14 protein-coding genes are annotated in these 16,589 nt (G+C 57.5%); 5 read left to right on the top strand and 9 right to left on the bottom strand.

Annotated features, from left to right (window positions below; translation table 11 throughout):
- Nucleotides 1-86: 86 nt before the first annotated feature.
- Complete coding sequence (locus tag ACOTXT_RS01345; protein ID WP_008501916.1) at nt 87-476, top strand: DUF3461 family protein; 390 nt, start codon at nt 87-89, stop codon at nt 474-476.
- 89 nt (nt 477-565) lie between these two features.
- Here ACOTXT_RS01345 and cdaR read toward each other — a convergent pair whose 3' ends face one another.
- From cdaR to dgt, 3 genes are all read right to left on the bottom strand, one after another.
- Nucleotides 566-1,723: a DNA-binding transcriptional regulator CdaR gene (gene cdaR / locus ACOTXT_RS01340; protein WP_008501917.1), complete on the bottom strand. Its 1,158-nt coding sequence runs from the start codon at nt 1,721-1,723 to the stop codon at nt 566-568.
- Between the two features lie 147 nt (nt 1,724-1,870).
- A complete protein-coding gene (gene degP / locus ACOTXT_RS01335; protein WP_008501918.1) occupies nt 1,871-3,307 on the bottom strand; it encodes a serine endoprotease DegP in 1,437 nt (478 codons plus the stop codon).
- A gap of 131 nt (nt 3,308-3,438) precedes the next feature.
- Complete coding sequence (gene dgt, locus ACOTXT_RS01330; protein WP_055321608.1) at nt 3,439-4,953, bottom strand: dGTPase; 1,515 nt, start codon at nt 4,951-4,953, stop codon at nt 3,439-3,441.
- Between the two features lie 82 nt (nt 4,954-5,035).
- On the opposite strand from dgt, the gene mtnN reads away from it, so the two are divergent.
- From mtnN to ACOTXT_RS01315, 3 genes are read left to right on the top strand one after another with little or no spacing between them, the layout of a single operon-like run.
- On the top strand, nt 5,036-5,734 hold the full coding sequence (gene mtnN, locus ACOTXT_RS01325; protein WP_008501920.1) for a 5'-methylthioadenosine/S-adenosylhomocysteine nucleosidase: 699 nt from the start codon (nt 5,036-5,038) through the stop codon (nt 5,732-5,734).
- The gene (gene btuF / locus ACOTXT_RS01320; RefSeq protein WP_044597132.1) at nt 5,727-6,527 is read left to right on the top strand and encodes a vitamin B12 ABC transporter substrate-binding protein BtuF; all 801 of its coding nucleotides are present in this window, start codon (nt 5,727-5,729) and stop codon (nt 6,525-6,527) included. The genes mtnN and btuF overlap by 8 nt, the downstream gene beginning before the upstream one ends.
- A 27-nt stretch (nt 6,528-6,554) precedes the next feature.
- Entirely contained in the window at nt 6,555-7,178 is a 624-nt protein-coding gene (locus ACOTXT_RS01315; protein ID WP_008501922.1) for a TRIC cation channel family protein, read from the top strand.
- 58 nt (nt 7,179-7,236) lie between these two features.
- Here ACOTXT_RS01315 and erpA read toward each other — a convergent pair whose 3' ends face one another.
- Nucleotides 7,237-7,581: an iron-sulfur cluster insertion protein ErpA gene (gene erpA / locus ACOTXT_RS01310; RefSeq protein WP_008501923.1), complete on the bottom strand. Its 345-nt coding sequence runs from the start codon at nt 7,579-7,581 to the stop codon at nt 7,237-7,239.
- 79 nt (nt 7,582-7,660) lie between these two features.
- A complete protein-coding gene (gene clcA, locus ACOTXT_RS01305; RefSeq protein WP_008501924.1) occupies nt 7,661-9,061 on the bottom strand; it encodes a H(+)/Cl(-) exchange transporter ClcA in 1,401 nt (466 codons plus the stop codon).
- A 177-nt stretch (nt 9,062-9,238) separates the two neighbouring features.
- Here clcA and hemL point away from each other — a divergent pair, with 177 nt between their 5' ends.
- Entirely contained in the window at nt 9,239-10,519 is a 1,281-nt protein-coding gene (hemL, locus tag ACOTXT_RS01300) for a glutamate-1-semialdehyde 2,1-aminomutase (protein WP_008501925.1), read from the top strand.
- Nucleotides 10,520-10,603: 84 nt separating this feature from the next.
- Here hemL and fhuB read toward each other — a convergent pair whose 3' ends face one another.
- Genes fhuB through fhuA form a run of 4 tightly spaced genes read right to left on the bottom strand, consistent with a single transcriptional unit; the run spans nt 10,604 to nt 16,531 of the window.
- Nucleotides 10,604-12,586, bottom strand: coding sequence for a Fe(3+)-hydroxamate ABC transporter permease FhuB (gene fhuB, locus ACOTXT_RS01295; protein WP_055321609.1), 1,983 nt, complete (start codon nt 12,584-12,586; stop codon nt 10,604-10,606).
- Nucleotides 12,583-13,473: a Fe(3+)-hydroxamate ABC transporter substrate-binding protein FhuD gene (fhuD, locus tag ACOTXT_RS01290; RefSeq protein ID WP_023293241.1), complete on the bottom strand. Its 891-nt coding sequence runs from the start codon at nt 13,471-13,473 to the stop codon at nt 12,583-12,585. The genes fhuB and fhuD overlap by 4 nt, the downstream gene beginning before the upstream one ends.
- Nucleotides 13,473-14,270, bottom strand: a complete 798-nt coding sequence (fhuC, locus tag ACOTXT_RS01285; RefSeq protein ID WP_008501928.1) for a Fe3+-hydroxamate ABC transporter ATP-binding protein FhuC — start codon at nt 14,268-14,270, stop codon at nt 13,473-13,475. The genes fhuD and fhuC overlap by 1 nt, the downstream gene beginning before the upstream one ends.
- 50 nt (nt 14,271-14,320) lie before the next feature.
- Nucleotides 14,321-16,531 (bottom strand): ferrichrome porin FhuA, encoded by a 2,211-nt coding sequence (fhuA, locus tag ACOTXT_RS01280; RefSeq protein ID WP_021240495.1) that lies wholly within the window; start codon nt 16,529-16,531, stop codon nt 14,321-14,323.
- Nucleotides 16,532-16,589 lie beyond the last annotated feature (58 nt).

Genomic DNA, 16,589 nt, shown 5'->3' with positions numbered 1-16,589 from the left:
ACCCCGCTTTTTTTATATCTGAGGGTGGCGAAAATAGATTTTTTCGTTAATTATTCAAAGGTTATGTTGAGATCAAGGGTACCGCTATGTACGATAATCTGAAAAGTCTGGGCATTACCAATCCTGATGAAATTGATCGTTACAGCCTCCGCCAGGAAGCCAATAACGATATTTTGAAAATCTATTTTCACAAGGACAAAGGAGAGTTTTTCGCCAAAAGCGTGAAGTTTAAATACCCACGCCAGCGTAAGACCGTTGTTGCTGACGGTGTAGGACAGGGATACAAAGAAGTACAGGAAATCAGCCCTAACCTGCGCTATGTGATCGATGAACTCGATCAGATCTGCCAGCGCGACCGCACCGAAGTCGATCTCAAGCGCAAGATCCTTGACGATCTGCGTCACCTTGAAAGCGTTGTTACCAATAAGATCAGCGAGATTGAAGCGGATCTTGAGAAGTTAACCCGCAACAAATAAGCCGTTTTATTGCCCGGTGGCGCTTCGCTTACCGGGCCTACGAACGCATGTAGGCCGGGTAAGGCGAAGCCGCCCCCAGGCAAACAGCATCATCTCTGTTCATCCAACTGCAGCGCCACATACAGCAGCAGCCTGTCATCGAAATTTCCCAGATCTAACCCCGTCAGCTCTGAAATTCGGTTTAACCGATACTCCAGGGTATTGCGGTGAATAAACAGCGCTTTTGACGTCGCCAGCGGCTGCACGTTATGACGGAACCACGCCTGCAGGGTCCGGCGCAGCAGGCCGTTATTGTCCATGGCTTTCAGGCGCGCCAGTGGCCGCGCCAGCTCATTGGCCTGCCAGCCACCGCGCAGGCTGTCGAGCAGCACCGGCAGCATCAGGTCCTGATAGAAATAGCTGCGGCTTTCCGGCATTCGCTGCTTGCCCACCATCATGGTGGTGCGTGCAGTCCGCCACGAGCGGGCGATACTGCCCGGCCCGGTAAAGTAGTTGCCCAGCGCAACGCGAAAACGCAGCTGACCATTCTCTTTCATACGGGAAATTAACTGCTCCACGCGACGGCGATGATCGTCCGCATCCCAGCGGCCAAACGCATTGAGCGCCGGTTTGAGCACCACCATCTCCGTCAGAGAGACGATCGCCACCAGGTTATCGCGCTCCGGCGTCGCCAGTGCATTTTGCAGCTGCTGCAGCTCGGCCATCGCGCTGTCTACGCCCAGCTGGCCGCTGTCGACCTCAATGACCGCCACGACGCGCGGCTGGTTTAGATCGATCCCCAGACGCTGCGCCCACTCGCTCAGCGCAGGCGTATGCTCCTCTGCCTGAATAAGGTTCATCACCAGCTCTTCGCGCAGGCGGCTGTCCTGAGCCAGCAGGTGCATCAGGCGCGACTGCTCGAGCATCATCTCCGCCGTCATGCAGACCAGCTCACCGTATTTTCGCAGTGACTCGGGCTCGCCGGTGAGGCCGATGACCCCCACAATCTCGCCTTCAAGGCGCAGCGGTAAATTGATGCCCTGACGGACGCCGTGCAGGTGTTTCGCTACCGCATCGTCGATATCGACCACGCGCCCCTGGGAGAGCACCAGCAGCGCGCCTTCGTGCAATTCCCCAATACGCTCGCGATCGCCACTGCCAATAATGCGCCCGCGGGCATCCATTACGTTGATATTGGTATCAATGATGCGCATGGTGCGCGCCACAATATCCTGCGCCATTTTGGTATCAAGATGCCAGCCAGCCATAGAACCCTCCCGTGAGCAGAGCTCAAGCATAGGGAAGTTCAGCGACGCCCGCATTGTGCAGATGCACAAAGAGAGAGGAAGAAGTGTGGACTTGTGTGAAAGGTCACAGAAACGAGAAAAGCCCCTGCGAACAGGGGCTTCAGAGGATTACTGCATCAGCAGGTAAATAGAGGTGTCACCACGCTGGATATTCAGCGCCAGCACGGAAGGTTTGCTGTCGAGGATCTTACGCAGTTCAGCGATGTTTTTCACCGGCTGCTGGTTAGCGCCCATGATCACATCGCCTTTTTTCAGGCCGATACGGGCTGCCGGTGAATTCGCCTTCACGTTATTCACCACTACGCCTTTATCTGCGCCTTTGTTGCTCATCTCGGCACCTTCAATCCCGCTGAAGATGGTGCTGGAGTCCACCTGATTCTGGCTGCTCTGCTGCAGCTCCAGGCTGACGTTAACCGCCTTGCCGTCGCGCAGCAGGCCGAGGGTGACTTTACTGCCAATCGGCATGGAACCCACTTCCGCACGCAGGGCAGCAAAGCTGCTGATCGGTTTACCGTTCAGGGAGGTGATCACATCCCCCGCTTTAATACCCGCTTTCGCCGCAGAGGAGTTCGGCATCACCTGGCTGACGAATGCCCCGCGCTGGGCGTCAACTTTCATTGCCTTAGCCAGTTCGGAGTTCAGTTCCGTACCCAGGATACCCAGCTCACCGCGTTTCACCTGGCCATACTGCACCATCTGCGCGGTCAGGTTTTTCACCATGTTACTTGGGATAGCAAAGCCGATCCCGATGTTGCCGCCGTCCGGTGCCAGGATCGCGGTGTTGATACCGATCAGCTCGCCGTTCAGGTTGACCAGCGCACCGCCGGAGTTACCGCGGTTGATCGCTGCATCCGTCTGGATGAAGTTTTCATAGTTTTCGGCATTGAGGCCGCTGCGGCCCAGTGCAGAGACGATACCCGAGGTCACGGTTTCACCCAGACCGAACGGGTTACCGATCGCCACGGTATAGTCACCCACGCGCAGCGCGTCGGAGTCGGCAATTTTAATCGCCGTCAGGTTTTTCGGATCCTGAATCTGGATCAGCGCGATGTCGGAGCGCGGATCTTTGCCGACCACTTTGGCGTCAAACTTACGGCCATCGCTCAGCTGAACCTTAATGCTGCTCGCGTTATCAACAACGTGGTTGTTGGTGACGACATAGCCTTTCGCTGCATCAATGATTACCCCCGAGCCAAGCGCCATGAATTTCTGTTGCTGGCCGCCGCCCTGGCTGTCATCCCCTGCGCCACCGCCCTGACAGAACGGAGAGCTCTGGAATGGCGAACCGTCCTGGCAGAACGGCGAGTTGTCGCCGAAGAACTGCTGGAAGTTACGCGGCATGCGCGGCGTATTGACGGTCGTGCTACCCTCAACGTTAATACTCACCACCGATGGCATCACTTTTTCGAGCATCGGTGCCAGGCTTGGCATCTGCTGCGCGGTTGCTGCCGACGACGCGGTCTCGGCTGCAGTAGCAGTCAGAGGAGACAGCGCTAAACCTAAACTCAGAGCCAGTGCACTCATTGCTAATGTGGTTTTTTTCATGTTTCTCAATCTCGATTTACAGGTAACGCAAAATTGCTGTGTAACTCAGATTCGTTTTATACCGCTTAGTTCCGGCGATAAGTTTATGGAAAAGGTAAAAATTTATTGGCCGTCTTTACAAAACTCCGGAATTATTCCACCGCCATCAGCTTGCGGTATTCATCCCAGGCATACAAATCCGTCATGCCGCTGATATAGTCCTGGATAAGACGGCAGCGGTAATAATATTCCATCACCGGCCACTGCGGTGACTGGCGATCCAGCTTGCCAATCGCTTCGACATACGCCAGACGGTGTCGGGTAGAAAGTTTTTGATAAAGTCGTGATTCAATGGGAATACGGCGCACGCGCTCGTGTTCTACCAGCTCGCTGAATTCGTCGACCGACAGCTGGAGCAGCGGAGCATAAATTTCCAGTAACCCACTGATCACTCTATATCCCTGCAGCTCTAACTGTTCGACATCCGGATGGCTGAATACATGCCGCATCGCCACATGTTTATAAAGCTCGAGGAGCTGGCTGAAACTGCTGTCATCTTCCAGCAGGGCGTGGTTGAATTCCCCGCTGAAAATCAGCGGCAAATTATCAATAAAGCGTGACGCCGCGTACGGCACCAGCTTATTTAATGTATTGACCCGCAAATACATAAAGAACTGGTCTTCCGTACTGCGGCTTAATGTATTTGAGCGTGATTTTTCCCAGGCATTTTCGACAACCTGCGCAAACAGCGAGCCTTTTTCATGGGTGCCCCAGGCCGTATAAAGATGCTGATAAAGCTCCTCGACGCTGAAAATTCTTTTCTCAACGGCGTCTTCCAGATCGGCCACGCAATAGGAAATATCATCGGCGGCTTCCATAATCCAGGTCAATGGAAAACGGCCGTTTGGCGTCAATGAAAGTTCTTTACGTAACCGTTCAATATAAGCCTCTTCGGAAAGGTAATAGCCCGGTTTTTTCATTAAATAACTGTGGGACGCGGGCGTCTCCCCCATCCACCACGCGGGGCGCGTATATTTAAGAATGCAGCCGACCTGCGCCCAGGTCAGGTTCATACGCATCAGGGAATGCACCAGCCGGATCCCCTGCGCGTTACCCTCAAAGTGACAGAGGTCCTGGCGCACCTTGCGGCGCAGATCGTTCAGCCCCTCTTCACCTTCACGCAGGCGTAAATCGCGTACGATGCAGCGGTCGTCGCTCAGCGGCTGGCTTACCGCATCCGAAGGGTAAAGCCGTTGCTTAAACCAGTCATTGATAGCCGCCTCTCCAAAGTGACCGAAAGGCGGGTTGCCGATGTCATGCATCAGGCAGGCCATCTCAACGATGCTCTCAAAAGGCCCCGTCAGTTCGTCCAGACCATAGGTTTCCAGTAAGCGCTGCTCTTTGAGACGGCTTAAAATCTCTTTGGCGATGTAGCGCCCGACCTGCTGCACCTCCATGGAGTGGGTTAAGCGCGTGCGCACCGCGGCGTTACGCTCCAGCGGAAAGACCTGGGTCTTTTGCTGCAGACGGCGGATAGCGGGCGAGTTAATGATCCGCCCGCGATCGCTTTCGAAGATACGCAGGATCTCATGTTCGCTCTTGTAGCCCTGCGGCGAACGGAAACGTCGGTGCCAGTTAATTTTGGTGCGAAAATCGATTGGTGACATGTGCTCCCCCGCGTGAGAATGCGTTTCCCCTTAACCGCATGATAGACTATGCATCTTAACAAGGCACATCGCGAGTAAATCTATGAAAATCGGCATTATTGGTGCAATGGAAGAAGAAGTTACGCTTCTGCGTGACAAAATTGAGAACCGTCAGACCCTCTCTCTGGGAGGTTGTGAGATCTATACCGGTCAGCTAAACGGTGTTGACGTGGCTCTGCTGAAATCAGGCATCGGTAAAGTCGCTGCGGCGCTGGGTGCCACCCTGCTGCTTGAGCGCTGCAAGCCGGACGTGATCGTGAATACCGGCTCTGCGGGCGGCCTGGCGCCGACGCTGAAAGTAGGTGACATCGTTGTTTCCGACGAAGCGCGCTATCACGATGCGGACGTCACCGCGTTCGGCTACGAGTACGGCCAGCTTCCGGGCTGCCCGGCAGGGTTTAAAGCGGACGACAAACTGATTGCGGCGGCAGAGACCTGCATTGCGGAGCTCAACCTCAACGCGGTACGCGGTCTGATTGTCAGCGGTGATGCGTTCATCAATGGCTCCGTTGGCCTGGCGAAAATCCGTCATAACTTCCCTCAGGCGGTGGCCGTTGAGATGGAAGCGACCGCGATCGCGCACGTTTGCCATAATTTCAACGTACCGTTTGTAGTGGTTCGCGCCATCTCTGACGTGGCAGATCAGCAGTCCCACATCAGCTTCGACGAGTTCCTGACCGTTGCAGCAAAACAGTCCACCGTGATGGTGGAACGCCTGGTGCAGAACCTGGCACGTGGCTAAACATCCCTTCAGGGCGCTGGCCGCCCTGCTTCTGCTCGCACCGGCGTGGCTTTTTGCCGCGCCGCGTGTGATTACCCTCTCTCCCGCCAATACCGAACTGGCGTTTGCCGCCGGGATCACGCCCGTTGGCGTGAGCAGCTTTTCGGATTATCCCCCACAGGCTGCGGGCATTGAACAGGTGGCAACCTGGCAAGGGATGAACCTTGAGCGCATCGTGGCGCTGAAACCGGATCTCGTGCTGGCCTGGCGCGGCGGCAACGCCGAGCGGCAGGTTAACCAGCTTACCTCCCTTGGCATCAAGATCATGTGGATTGATGCCGTCAGCATTGAGCAGGTCGCTCAGGCGCTACAGGCCCTGGCACCCTATAGCCCTACGCCCAAAAAAGCCGAGGCTGCAGCGAAACAGATGCTCAGCGACTATGCCGCGCTGAAATCCCGATACGATACCCCTGTTAAAAAGCGCATCTTCCTGCAGTTTGGCAGCCAGCCGCTGTTCACCACCGGTAAAGGGTCGATTCAGAATCAGGTACTGGAAGTCTGTGGCGGTGAAAACATCTTTGCAGCCAGCCGGGTACCGTGGCCTCAGGTAAGCCGTGAGCAGGTTCTGGCGCGCCAGCCACAAGCCATCGTGGTGGTCGGAAATGCGAGCGAAATTCCCAAAATCGAGCAATTCTGGCAAAAGCAGCTAAAAATACCGGTAATACCCCTCAACAGCGACTGGTTTGAACGCGCCAGCCCGCGTATTATCCTCGCCGCAAAACAGCTCTGTGCCGCGCTGGCAGAGAGTCACTAACATAAGACCCTTTTCGAGGATTTAACGATGCTCGTTTATTGGCTGGATATTCTTGGCACAGCCGTTTTTGCTATCTCCGGCGTCCTGCTCGCCGGAAAACTTCGCATGGATCCGTTTGGCGTGCTGGTGCTGGGCGTGGTGACCGCCGTGGGCGGCGGGACAATCCGCGATATGGCGCTGGCCAATGGCCCGGTGTTTTGGGTGAAAGATCCGACCGACCTGGTGGTCGCGATGGTCACCTGTCTGTTAACCATTGTGCTGGTTCGCCAGCCCCGCCGATTACCAAAATGGATATTGCCGGTACTGGATGCCGTCGGTCTGGCCGTGTTTGTCGGTATTGGCGTCAATAAGGCGTTTAATGCGGGCACCGGTCCGATGGTGGCGATCTGCATGGGCGTGTTAACCGGCGTGGGCGGCGGGATCATTCGCGACATTCTGGCACGTGAGGTGCCGATGATCCTGCGTACTGAAATTTACGCAACGGCCTGTATTGCGGGCGGCATTGTCCACGCGACCGCGTATTACACCTTTGCCATTCCGCTGGAAAACGCCGCGATGCTGGGGATGATCGTGACGCTGGCGATACGTTTAGCGGCGATACGCTGGCACCTGAAGCTGCCGACGTTTGCGCTGGATGAAACTTCAAGATAGGCGTCGTTTATAAGCCCGGTGGCGCTTCGCTTACCGGGCCTACAATCCGCATTCAGGCTTAAATGCTGAACGAAGACCCACACCCGCAGGTGCTTGTTGCATTCGGGTTGGTCACCACAAAGCGTGAACCTTCCAGACCTTCGGTGTAGTCGACCGAACCACCTACCAGATACTGCAGGCTCATCGGGTCAACCACCAGCGCGACGCCCTGTTTCTCAATGGTCATATCGCCATCGTTAACCTGATCGTCAAAAGTAAAACCGTACTGGAAGCCGCTGCAGCCGCCACCGGTAATATAGACACGCAGTTTCAGATCCGGATTGTCTTCGTCGGCAATCAGGGTTTTCACTTTGTTGGCTGCTGCTTCGGTAAATTCCAGCGGCACAGCTACGTCATCACTCATCTTATGCTCCCATGAATACTGCTATTGGGTAAAATTCACCCAATTCTTTTCGTCATTATCTAATACCCTGGTAATTCATTCAAGTATTCTGCGCGGCGGCCCGCTCCGCCTCTTGTTTTGCCAGGGTACGCGCGAGGATGGTGGAGTATAGCGGTTTTCCACCCAGGAACTGGGCTAATAGTGTCGCCCCGAGACAGGTAATGATCATTGGCAAAATGAGCTGGTAATTGTCCGTCATCTCCAGCACCAGCACGATCCCGGTCAACGGCGCGCGCAGGGAGGCGGCCAGCAGCGCCCCCATTCCGGCTACCGCAAAGGTCCCTGCATCAAGGTGATAGGCGGGAAAGCCCGCTTGAGCCGCCATACCAAACGCGGTGCCCAACAAGGTTCCCAGCGCCAGCATCGGGGCGAATATCCCGCCGGGCGCGCCGGAGGAGAAGCACAGCACCGTCGTGATGACGCGGGAGATAAACATAAACAGCAGCAGACCCACGCTGAAGTTCCCCGCCGCCGCAATGGGGATCAGCCCGAAGCCGCCGCCCGCGGCATTTGGCTCGATAAACCCGAGCACACCACAGATTCCGCCAAGCAGGCCGCCCATCAGCACCCATTTAGTCGTATTCCCACCGTGAATACGCTGGAACATATCCTGAGCGCGCAGGATAAAGGTGTTAAACAGCGGTCCCACCACGCCAAAAATCATGCCGAGGATCAGGTAAAGCCACAGGGTGTTAACCGGCGCGTTGGTCAGTTTACCCACCTCAATGACCGCCCCTTCGCCATTAAAGAGGCGAAACACGATGCTCGACATAATGACGCCGGTAAACACCGCTTTAATGGAGATCAGGTTGTAGCGAAACTGCGCGCGCATCTCTTCGATGATAAACAAAATGCCCGCCAGCGGCGCGTTAAAGGCCGCCGATAGCCCCGCCGCCGCACCGGTAGCCAGCAGCGTATGGCGCGCTTCGGCGCTGCGCATCCGAAAGAGATCGCCCACCATGCGGCCGACGTTCCCGCCCAGCTGAACCGTGGGTCCTTCCCGGCCAAGAACCATCCCCGCGCCCAGCGTACCCATGCCGCCGATAAATTTCACCGGAATGACTCGCCACCAGCGCACAGGACGCAGCTCCTCCAGCGCCCCTTCAATTTCCGGGATGCCGGACCCGCCCGCCTCCGGCGCAAATTTACGCACCAGAAAATACCCCACCATGGCAAACAGCGCCGACAGCCCGAACGCCGCAACCCAGACCAGCCATCGGCTGTCGGCGAAACCGGCCACGGTTCCCACTCGCCAGTTGAGCACGGCATTAACCGCTTTTTCAAACGCCACGCCCACCAGACCGGCGAGTGTTCCCACCACGGCAGCGGCCAGCAGGATCGCCAGCGGCGTTTTATCGCGATTGAGCAGCCGTCGAATACTGATTCGATGCTGGGCGCGCGTAAACTGTTGTTCTTCAAAAGACGGAGAATCTGATTTCATGTCCTGCACTTATTCGTCATACAAAAAGCCGCGTGGATTTTACCAGAGACAGCCCCACCGTCTCCTGAAAATTACTTAACAAATCTTAAAGCATTACCAGGCTAAAAATTTCATAACCTTCCCCGAATCACTTAGAATAGTGGGCTTAATCATTTTATACGAACCAGGAACGACGCCATGAGCAAGTCTGAAAACCTCTACAGTGCAGCCCGCGAGCTTATTCCGGGTGGCGTGAACTCACCTGTGCGCGCCTTTACCGGCGTGGGCGGCACGCCGCTGTTTATCGAACGTGCTGACGGCGCGTATCTGTATGATGTCGATGGCAAAGCCTATATCGATTACGTCGGCTCCTGGGGCCCGATGGTGCTGGGGCACAACCATCCGGCCATTCGTAACGCGGTAATTGAAGCCGCCCAGCGCGGCCTGAGCTTCGGTGCGCCTACCGAAATGGAAGTGAAGATGGCGGAACTGGTCACCGAGCTGGTCCCGACCATGGACATGGTGCGCATGGTGAACTCCGGTACCGAAGCCACCATGAGCGCCATCCGCCTGGCGCGCGGTTTTACCGGCCGCGATAAAATCATCAAGTTCGAAGGCTGCTACCACGGCCACGCGGACTGCCTGCTGGTGAAAGCGGGTTCCGGCGCGCTGACGCTCGGCCAGCCAAACTCGCCTGGCGTACCTGCGGATTTCGCGAAGCATACCCTGACCTGCACCTATAACGATCTGAACACCGTTCGCGCAGCGTTCGAGCAGTATCCGCAGGAGATCGCCTGCATCATCGTTGAGCCAGTTGCGGGCAACATGAACTGTATCCCACCGCAGCCTGACTTCCTGCCGGGCCTGCGCGCCCTGTGCGATGAGTTCGGCGCGCTGCTGATCATCGACGAAGTGATGACCGGCTTCCGCGTGGCGCTGGCGGGCGCCCAGTCTTATTACGGCGTGGAGCCGGACCTCACCTGCCTGGGTAAAATCATCGGCGGCGGCATGCCGGTCGGCGCGTTCGGTGGTCGTAAGGACGTCATGGAAGCGCTGGCACCAACCGGCCCGGTTTACCAGGCGGGCACGCTCTCCGGTAACCCTATCGCCATGGCGGCGGGCTTTGCCTGCCTGACCGAAGTGGCTCAGCCAGGTATTCACGAAACCCTGACCGACCGGACCACGCAGCTGGCAAACGGCCTGCTGGAAGCGGCAGAAGAGGCCGGCATTCCGCTGGTGGTTAACCACGTAGGCGGGATGTTCGGGATTTTCTTCACCGAGGCGAAAACCGTGACCCGCTATCAGGACGTGGTGAAGTGCGACGTTGAACGCTTCAAGCGCTTCTTCCACCTGATGCTGGAAGAAGGCGTCTACCTGGCACCGTCCGCATTCGAGGCGGGCTTTATGTCCGTGGCGCACAGCGAAGAAGATATCAACAACACCATCGACGCGGCGCGTAAGGTGTTTGCGAAACTGTAAGGGCATTGCCGGGTGGCGCTAACGCTTACCCGGCCTACGGTATTCTCCCTCTCCCCGTGGGAGAGGGAATAAGGCCGCATCTGACTACCGACTCTGCTTTCTCAACAGATAGATAAAATACGGCGCACCAATAAAGGTCGACAGCAGCCCCGCCGGGATCTGATACGGGAACAGCACCATTCTTCCGCACCAGTCTGCAAACACCAGCATCACCCCGCCCGTGAGGGCCGACATGACAATATGCGGCATCGTCCGGCGGAACCCCATCATTCTGGCGATATGCGGCGCCATTAACCCCACAAAACTCAGCGGGCCAATCGTCATGGTGGCCGTCGCCGTCAGGCACGCGGCGAGCAGCAGCAGAGCTACACGCGCTGGCGTCAGCGCCATGCCCACCGCACGTGCGGTTTCCCCGCCGAGCGGCAGAATAGTGAGCCAGCGTCGGCACAGCGGCACCATCGCCAGCAGCACGACCATCACGAGCCCGGACCCGATCGCCTGGCTGCCGGTCGCGCCGTACGTTGAGCCGGATATCCAGGTCAGGATCTTCGCCATACGCGGGTCGCCGCTTGCCTGCAGCATCATCAGCAGCATGGTGAACGCGGTGCTGAGCGCCATCCCCGCCAGCAGCATGCGGTGCGGTGAAAACCCGCCTCGACCAGCGGCAATCAGGATAATCAGCAGCGTAACCGCCGCCCCGAGACTGCCGGCAGGCATCAGCCAGCCAAACGCATTGCCCGGCACAAAGAACAGCATCAGCACCACGCCAAAGGCGGCGCCAGAGCTGATCCCAAGCACTTCCGGGCTCGCCATCGGGTTGCCGGTCAGACGCTGAATAATGCACCCCGCCACCGCCAGCATTACCCCTGCGATCAGCGCAGCAAAGATACGCGGCCAGCGCCACTGCAGCAGATCGTTGAGTAAATCGCCCGTTGCCCAGTGCCAGCCCGCGGCATCGCGACCGAATGAGAGCGCCGCGAACGAGGCAATAACCAGCACCGCCAGCCCGGCAAGGCTAAACCACAGTACCGACTGACGTTCAGCATGGACTTTATCGCCCGCATCCATCGCCGGTGCGCTCATGCTGCGCAGACGCGGCAGCAGCCAAAGCAGCAGCGGCGCACCGATAAGCGCCGTGACCGAGCCGGTAGAGACTTCCCGCCACACCCGCGCCAGCCAGAGAATAAGCTGATCGGAAAGCCAGAGGATCAGCGCCCCAATCAGCGAGGCCAGCAGCAGACGCGCCAGCAAACGACGCGCCCCAAGCATTTTCGCCAGCAGCGGCGCAAACAGGCCGATAAACCCGATGATGCCAACCGCATTCACCAGCAGGGCGCTCAATACAATCGCCAGCGTCAGCGCCGCCAGGCGAGCCAGCGACAGCGCCAGCCCCAGGTTACGCGCCACGCCATCATCCAGTCCCATCAGCGTCAGGGGACGCAGGAGCAGCAGCGTCAGCACGACACCGCCAGCCAGCTGCGGCCACAGGCGCAGCACAACGCTCCAGTCGGTTTGGGTGAGCGTACCGGTACTCCACAGGAACATGCTTTGCAGCCGATCGTGGTGGAAAAGCACCAGCAGCTGGTTAATGGCGCCACAGTAGAGGCTCACCACCAGCCCGGCCAGAATGAGCGTCACAGGGGAAAGGCGTTTGCCCCAGGCCACGCCAAAGACCAGTGCGCCCACTACGCACGCCCCCGCGAGTGCCGCAAACTGCGAGGTTAACGCTCCCGGCAGCGCCCACAGCGTGGTGATAGTGATCCCAAGCTGTGCGCCGGTCGCGACGCCGAGCGTGGTTGGCTCCGCCAGCGGGTTACGTAACACCTGCTGGAACAGCACGCCCACCAGCCCTAAGCCGGCACCGACTATAAGGGAGATTGCCAGACGCGGCAGCAGGCTGTAGTGGAACAGCATCTGCTGAATATTGTCGATATCCGGCGAGGCCAGCGCGGCTCCCCATTGCACGCGCGGTAACGCGGCAGAGAGGTTGAACCCGGTTAACGCCAGCGCGGCAAGAAAAATCAGCATCAGCAGAAGCGCCGGGAAACGGGCAATACGCGTATTCATGCTTTACCTCCCAGGGCGTTATCCAGCACGCGGGCAAAATGCATCGCCGACAGCGTCGCGCCGTAGAACCAGACCGCCGGAGCGCGCTGGAAGCGCCGCTCGCGCACAAACGGCATCGCCTGCCAGAGCGGGGTCGCCATCAGGGTTTGCATGTCGCGCTCGTTGCCGTGATCGAAGCACAGCACATCCACATCGCGAAACGCCGCGAGGCGATCGATACCCACAGCGGTACTGCCCCAGAACGTCATCTCCCCTTCCCAGGCGTTGCGAATGCCGAAGCTGTCCAGCACCTCCTGGAACAGGCAGTTTTTACCAAAGACCAGCATATGGCGGGCATCCAGCAGCGTCACCATCAGCAGCGGACGATCGCCCCGGTGAGCAAAACGCGGCTTCAGGGAGTCGATCAGGGCATCAAATTCGTCGAGATGCCGTTTGGCCTCCGCTTCCCGGTTAAGGAAATGCGCCATCTCGCCAATCGAATTTTTCGCTACGGCCAGCGGTTTTTTACCGTCGCTGAAAGCGAATCCGCGCCCGGGCGCAATGCGCGCCATCACCTCTTCTGACGGACCGTAGCCCGCGGACCAGAACAGGAACGAGGGTTTCATCTGGGTGAGCAGCTCGAGGTTTGGCTCCGTACGCAGGCCAACGTCGATCACCGAGTCCGGCAGCTTCGGCTCGTTCACCCAGAGGTTATAGTTGGGAATGTCCGCGACGCCGTAGGGCGTAACGCCGAGCGCCATCATCAGCTCGACCGGCAACCACTCCAGCGCCACTATGCGGTGCGGATCGACGGCGGCGGCACGCGCCGTATTCATTTTTAACAGCAGCGGTGAGAGGGCCATCGCCGTCAGCAGGCGACGGCGGCTAATGCGCATGTTGTCCAGCATCAGTACACGAAGCTCACCGGTGCAGCCCCGGCCGGGTGAGGCAGAATACCCATCGGAATACCATAAATCTGTTCCAGCGTTTCGCTGCGCATCAGCTCGGACGGCGTTCCCTGCGCAATCATTTCGCCGCCGCGCAGCGCAACAAGGTAATCGCAGTAGCGTGCCGCCATGTTGATATCATGCAGCACCGCAATCACCGTCAGACCGCGCTGCTGGCTCAAGCGGTGCACCAGCGCCAGAACATCGACCTGATGGGCGATATCAAGTGCGGAGGTGGGTTCGTCGAGGAGCAGGCAGCGGCTGTCCTGGGCCACCAGCATTGCAATCCACGCGCGCTGCCGTTCACCGCCGGACAGGCTATCCACCAGACGGTGCGCCAGCGGCTTAAGCCCGACCAGCGCAATCGCCTCTTCCACTTTCTCTCTGTCGGCCACGCCAAAGCGTCCAAGCGCGCCATGCCACGGATAACGCCCAATCGCCACCAGCTCTCGCACCGTCATCCCCTCCGCCTGCGGCAGCTGCTGCGGCAGATACGCCACTTTGCGGGCAAAGGCTTTACTGCTCCAGCTCTCCAGCGGTTGGTCATCCAGCAGGATGTCGCCTTCTGACGGCGGCTGATGTCGTCCCAGCATCTTGAGCAGCGTGGACTTACCGGAACCGTTGTGACCAATCAGGCCAGTGACTTTACCTGCGGGAAACGTCAAAGAGAGCGGATGCAGCAAGGTGCGCCCGGGTACGCGAAAGGAGAGATGGTTGAGCGTAAAGGTGGTGTCGGGTTGCGTTTGATTATCCTGCATATCAGCCAACTTAAATAAAAAGGGCACGGCGAACCGTGCCCGAAGAGAGATTAGAAGCGGAAGGTCGCGGTAGCAACAACCTGACGTCCTGCTCCCCAGTAGCATGCATATTCGCTGTAGCAGCTGGAGACGTATTCGCGATCGAAGATGTTGTTCACGTTGACGCCGACAGAAGAGCCGGGAAGTCCAAAGCGTGCCAGATCGTATTTCACGGTGGCATCCGCCAGGGCATAGCCCGCGACGTTGAACGACTGGTAGGCTTTTGGCGACGAGGCAGAGTAATAGGACACGGTGTTACCAATGTAACGGGTGCCAGCCCCTACCGTCAGACCGCTCAACGCCGTCTCATGGAAGGTATAATCTGCCCACAGAGACGCCATATTGCGCGGCACTTCCGCCGGACGACGGCCTTCATACCAGGTATCGTGCGTGTATTTGGCATCAGTAAAGCTATAGGAAGCCGTCACGTTCACGTTGGCAGAGACGGCAGCTTTCGCTTCCAGTTCGAAACCGCGAGAGCGAATTTCACCGCCCTGCACGCTAAAGCCGCTGGTTGGATTCGCCGGATCGGCCGTCAGGTTGTTGTTTTTGGTTAACTGATAAACAGCAGCCGTGACCACAACAGGCAGATCTTTCGGTACGTACTTCACGCCCGCTTCATACTGCTTGCCGCGTGCAGGATCGAACGGTTTGCCGCCCTGAGTGGTACCCGAAATCGGTTCGAACGATTCGCTATAGCTGAAATAAGGCGTGATGCCGTTGTCGAACAGGTAGTTAATCCCGCCGCGCCACGTGAATGCCTGATCGTTGATTTCCGCGGTAGTACCGGTTGTACGCGTCAGTGCTGAGGTTTTCGCAAAGTCATAGCGGCCACCCATTGTGAGTACCCACTTATCCCATTCAGCCTGATCCTGCGCATAAAGGCCGGTTTGTTCCTGACGGTTGAGTACTTTGTAAAGGTAGTAAACGTCGACATTTGGATTGCCGTACGCAGGCTTCGTCATACTGATGGGATCGGCCGTGCCGTAGTCAGCATCAATATCATTACGCATGCGGAGGTAATCAACGCCCGTCAACAGGGTATGATCCACTGCACCCGTCGCAAATTTGGACTGAAGCTGAGTATCAACGGTAAACGAGTTGAGGTCCTCATCGGAGCGCACATACGCGCGGCTGATCTGAGCCGGTGCAATATAGCCGTTACCGTAGACGGAACGGTAAAGCGTATTGATTTTGGTGTAACGCAGGTTTTGACGCACGGTAAAGGTGTCATCAAACTGATGCGAGAAGCTGTAACCCACCATTTTCTGACGACGGGAGATCTTGTTATCTTCTTCACCTTCGTTGAAATCGGTCGGCAGCTTGTGTGCTTTGCCGTTGGCATCGTAGTAAGGCACAACGGTACCTTCCCGCGGCAGCCAGCCGTAATAGCCTGCATCCGGATCGCTCTGGAAGTTGCTCAGGAAAGTAAAATCGGTTTTATCGTCAGGACGCCAGCTGAAAGCAGGTGCAATGGCGTAGCGGGAAGATTTCACCATCTCCTGCTGCGCATTTTCGCTGCGCCCCAGACCGGTCAGACGGTATGACCACACGCCGTCATCATCAATCGCATCGCTGAAATCAAACCCGGTCTGCCACAGGTTATCGGTACCCATTTTGAACTGAATTTCTTTCAGTGGCTCGGTGGTTGGGCGCTTGCTGACCATGCTGACCACGCCGCCCGGGTGGCTTTTACCGTAAAGAACGGACGTTGGGCCACGCAGCAGCTCGACGCGCTCAAGGAAATACGGATCCATGGACGCTTCAGAATAGTTATCTCCCTGCAGCTTCATCCCGTCCAGATACTGGTTAGTATTCACGGTACTGGAGGTGGTGAACCCACGAATAGAAACAACGTCATACGTTGTAGACGCCCCGCGTGTTGCGAACACGCTCGGCGTATAGGCCAGCGCCTGTTTAACCGTGCCCGGCTGCTTCATGTCCATCTCTTCACGGGTGACGACAGAAATAGACTGCGGGGTTTTCTCAATCGGGGTATCGGTCTTGGTCGCGGTGGCGGTGCGTTTAGCCGCAATCGTGGGTGCCGGTCCCCAGGCACTTTCCTGTGCCGCAGGTGCTGCGGTTACCGTAATGGTTTCTTCTTTTTTCGGGGTTTCGGCAGCATGTGTATAAGCCGACATGCCGGCAACCGCTGTGGCGACGACGACCGCGATTTTACGCAGCGACGTATTGATTGGCTGAGCAGTATTGGAAAGCGCCATGGTGTATCTCTGATGGAAAAGTGAATGATAACGTAAACGAGAATTATTATTATGACCG

Source organism: Enterobacter cloacae complex sp. IR5422 (assembly GCF_049238165.1).
Classification (GTDB): Bacteria; Pseudomonadota; Gammaproteobacteria; order Enterobacterales; family Enterobacteriaceae; genus Enterobacter; species Enterobacter roggenkampii.
The sequence above is the reverse complement of the archived record's forward strand: the minus strand, read 5'-3'. Positions and strand labels throughout refer to the sequence as shown.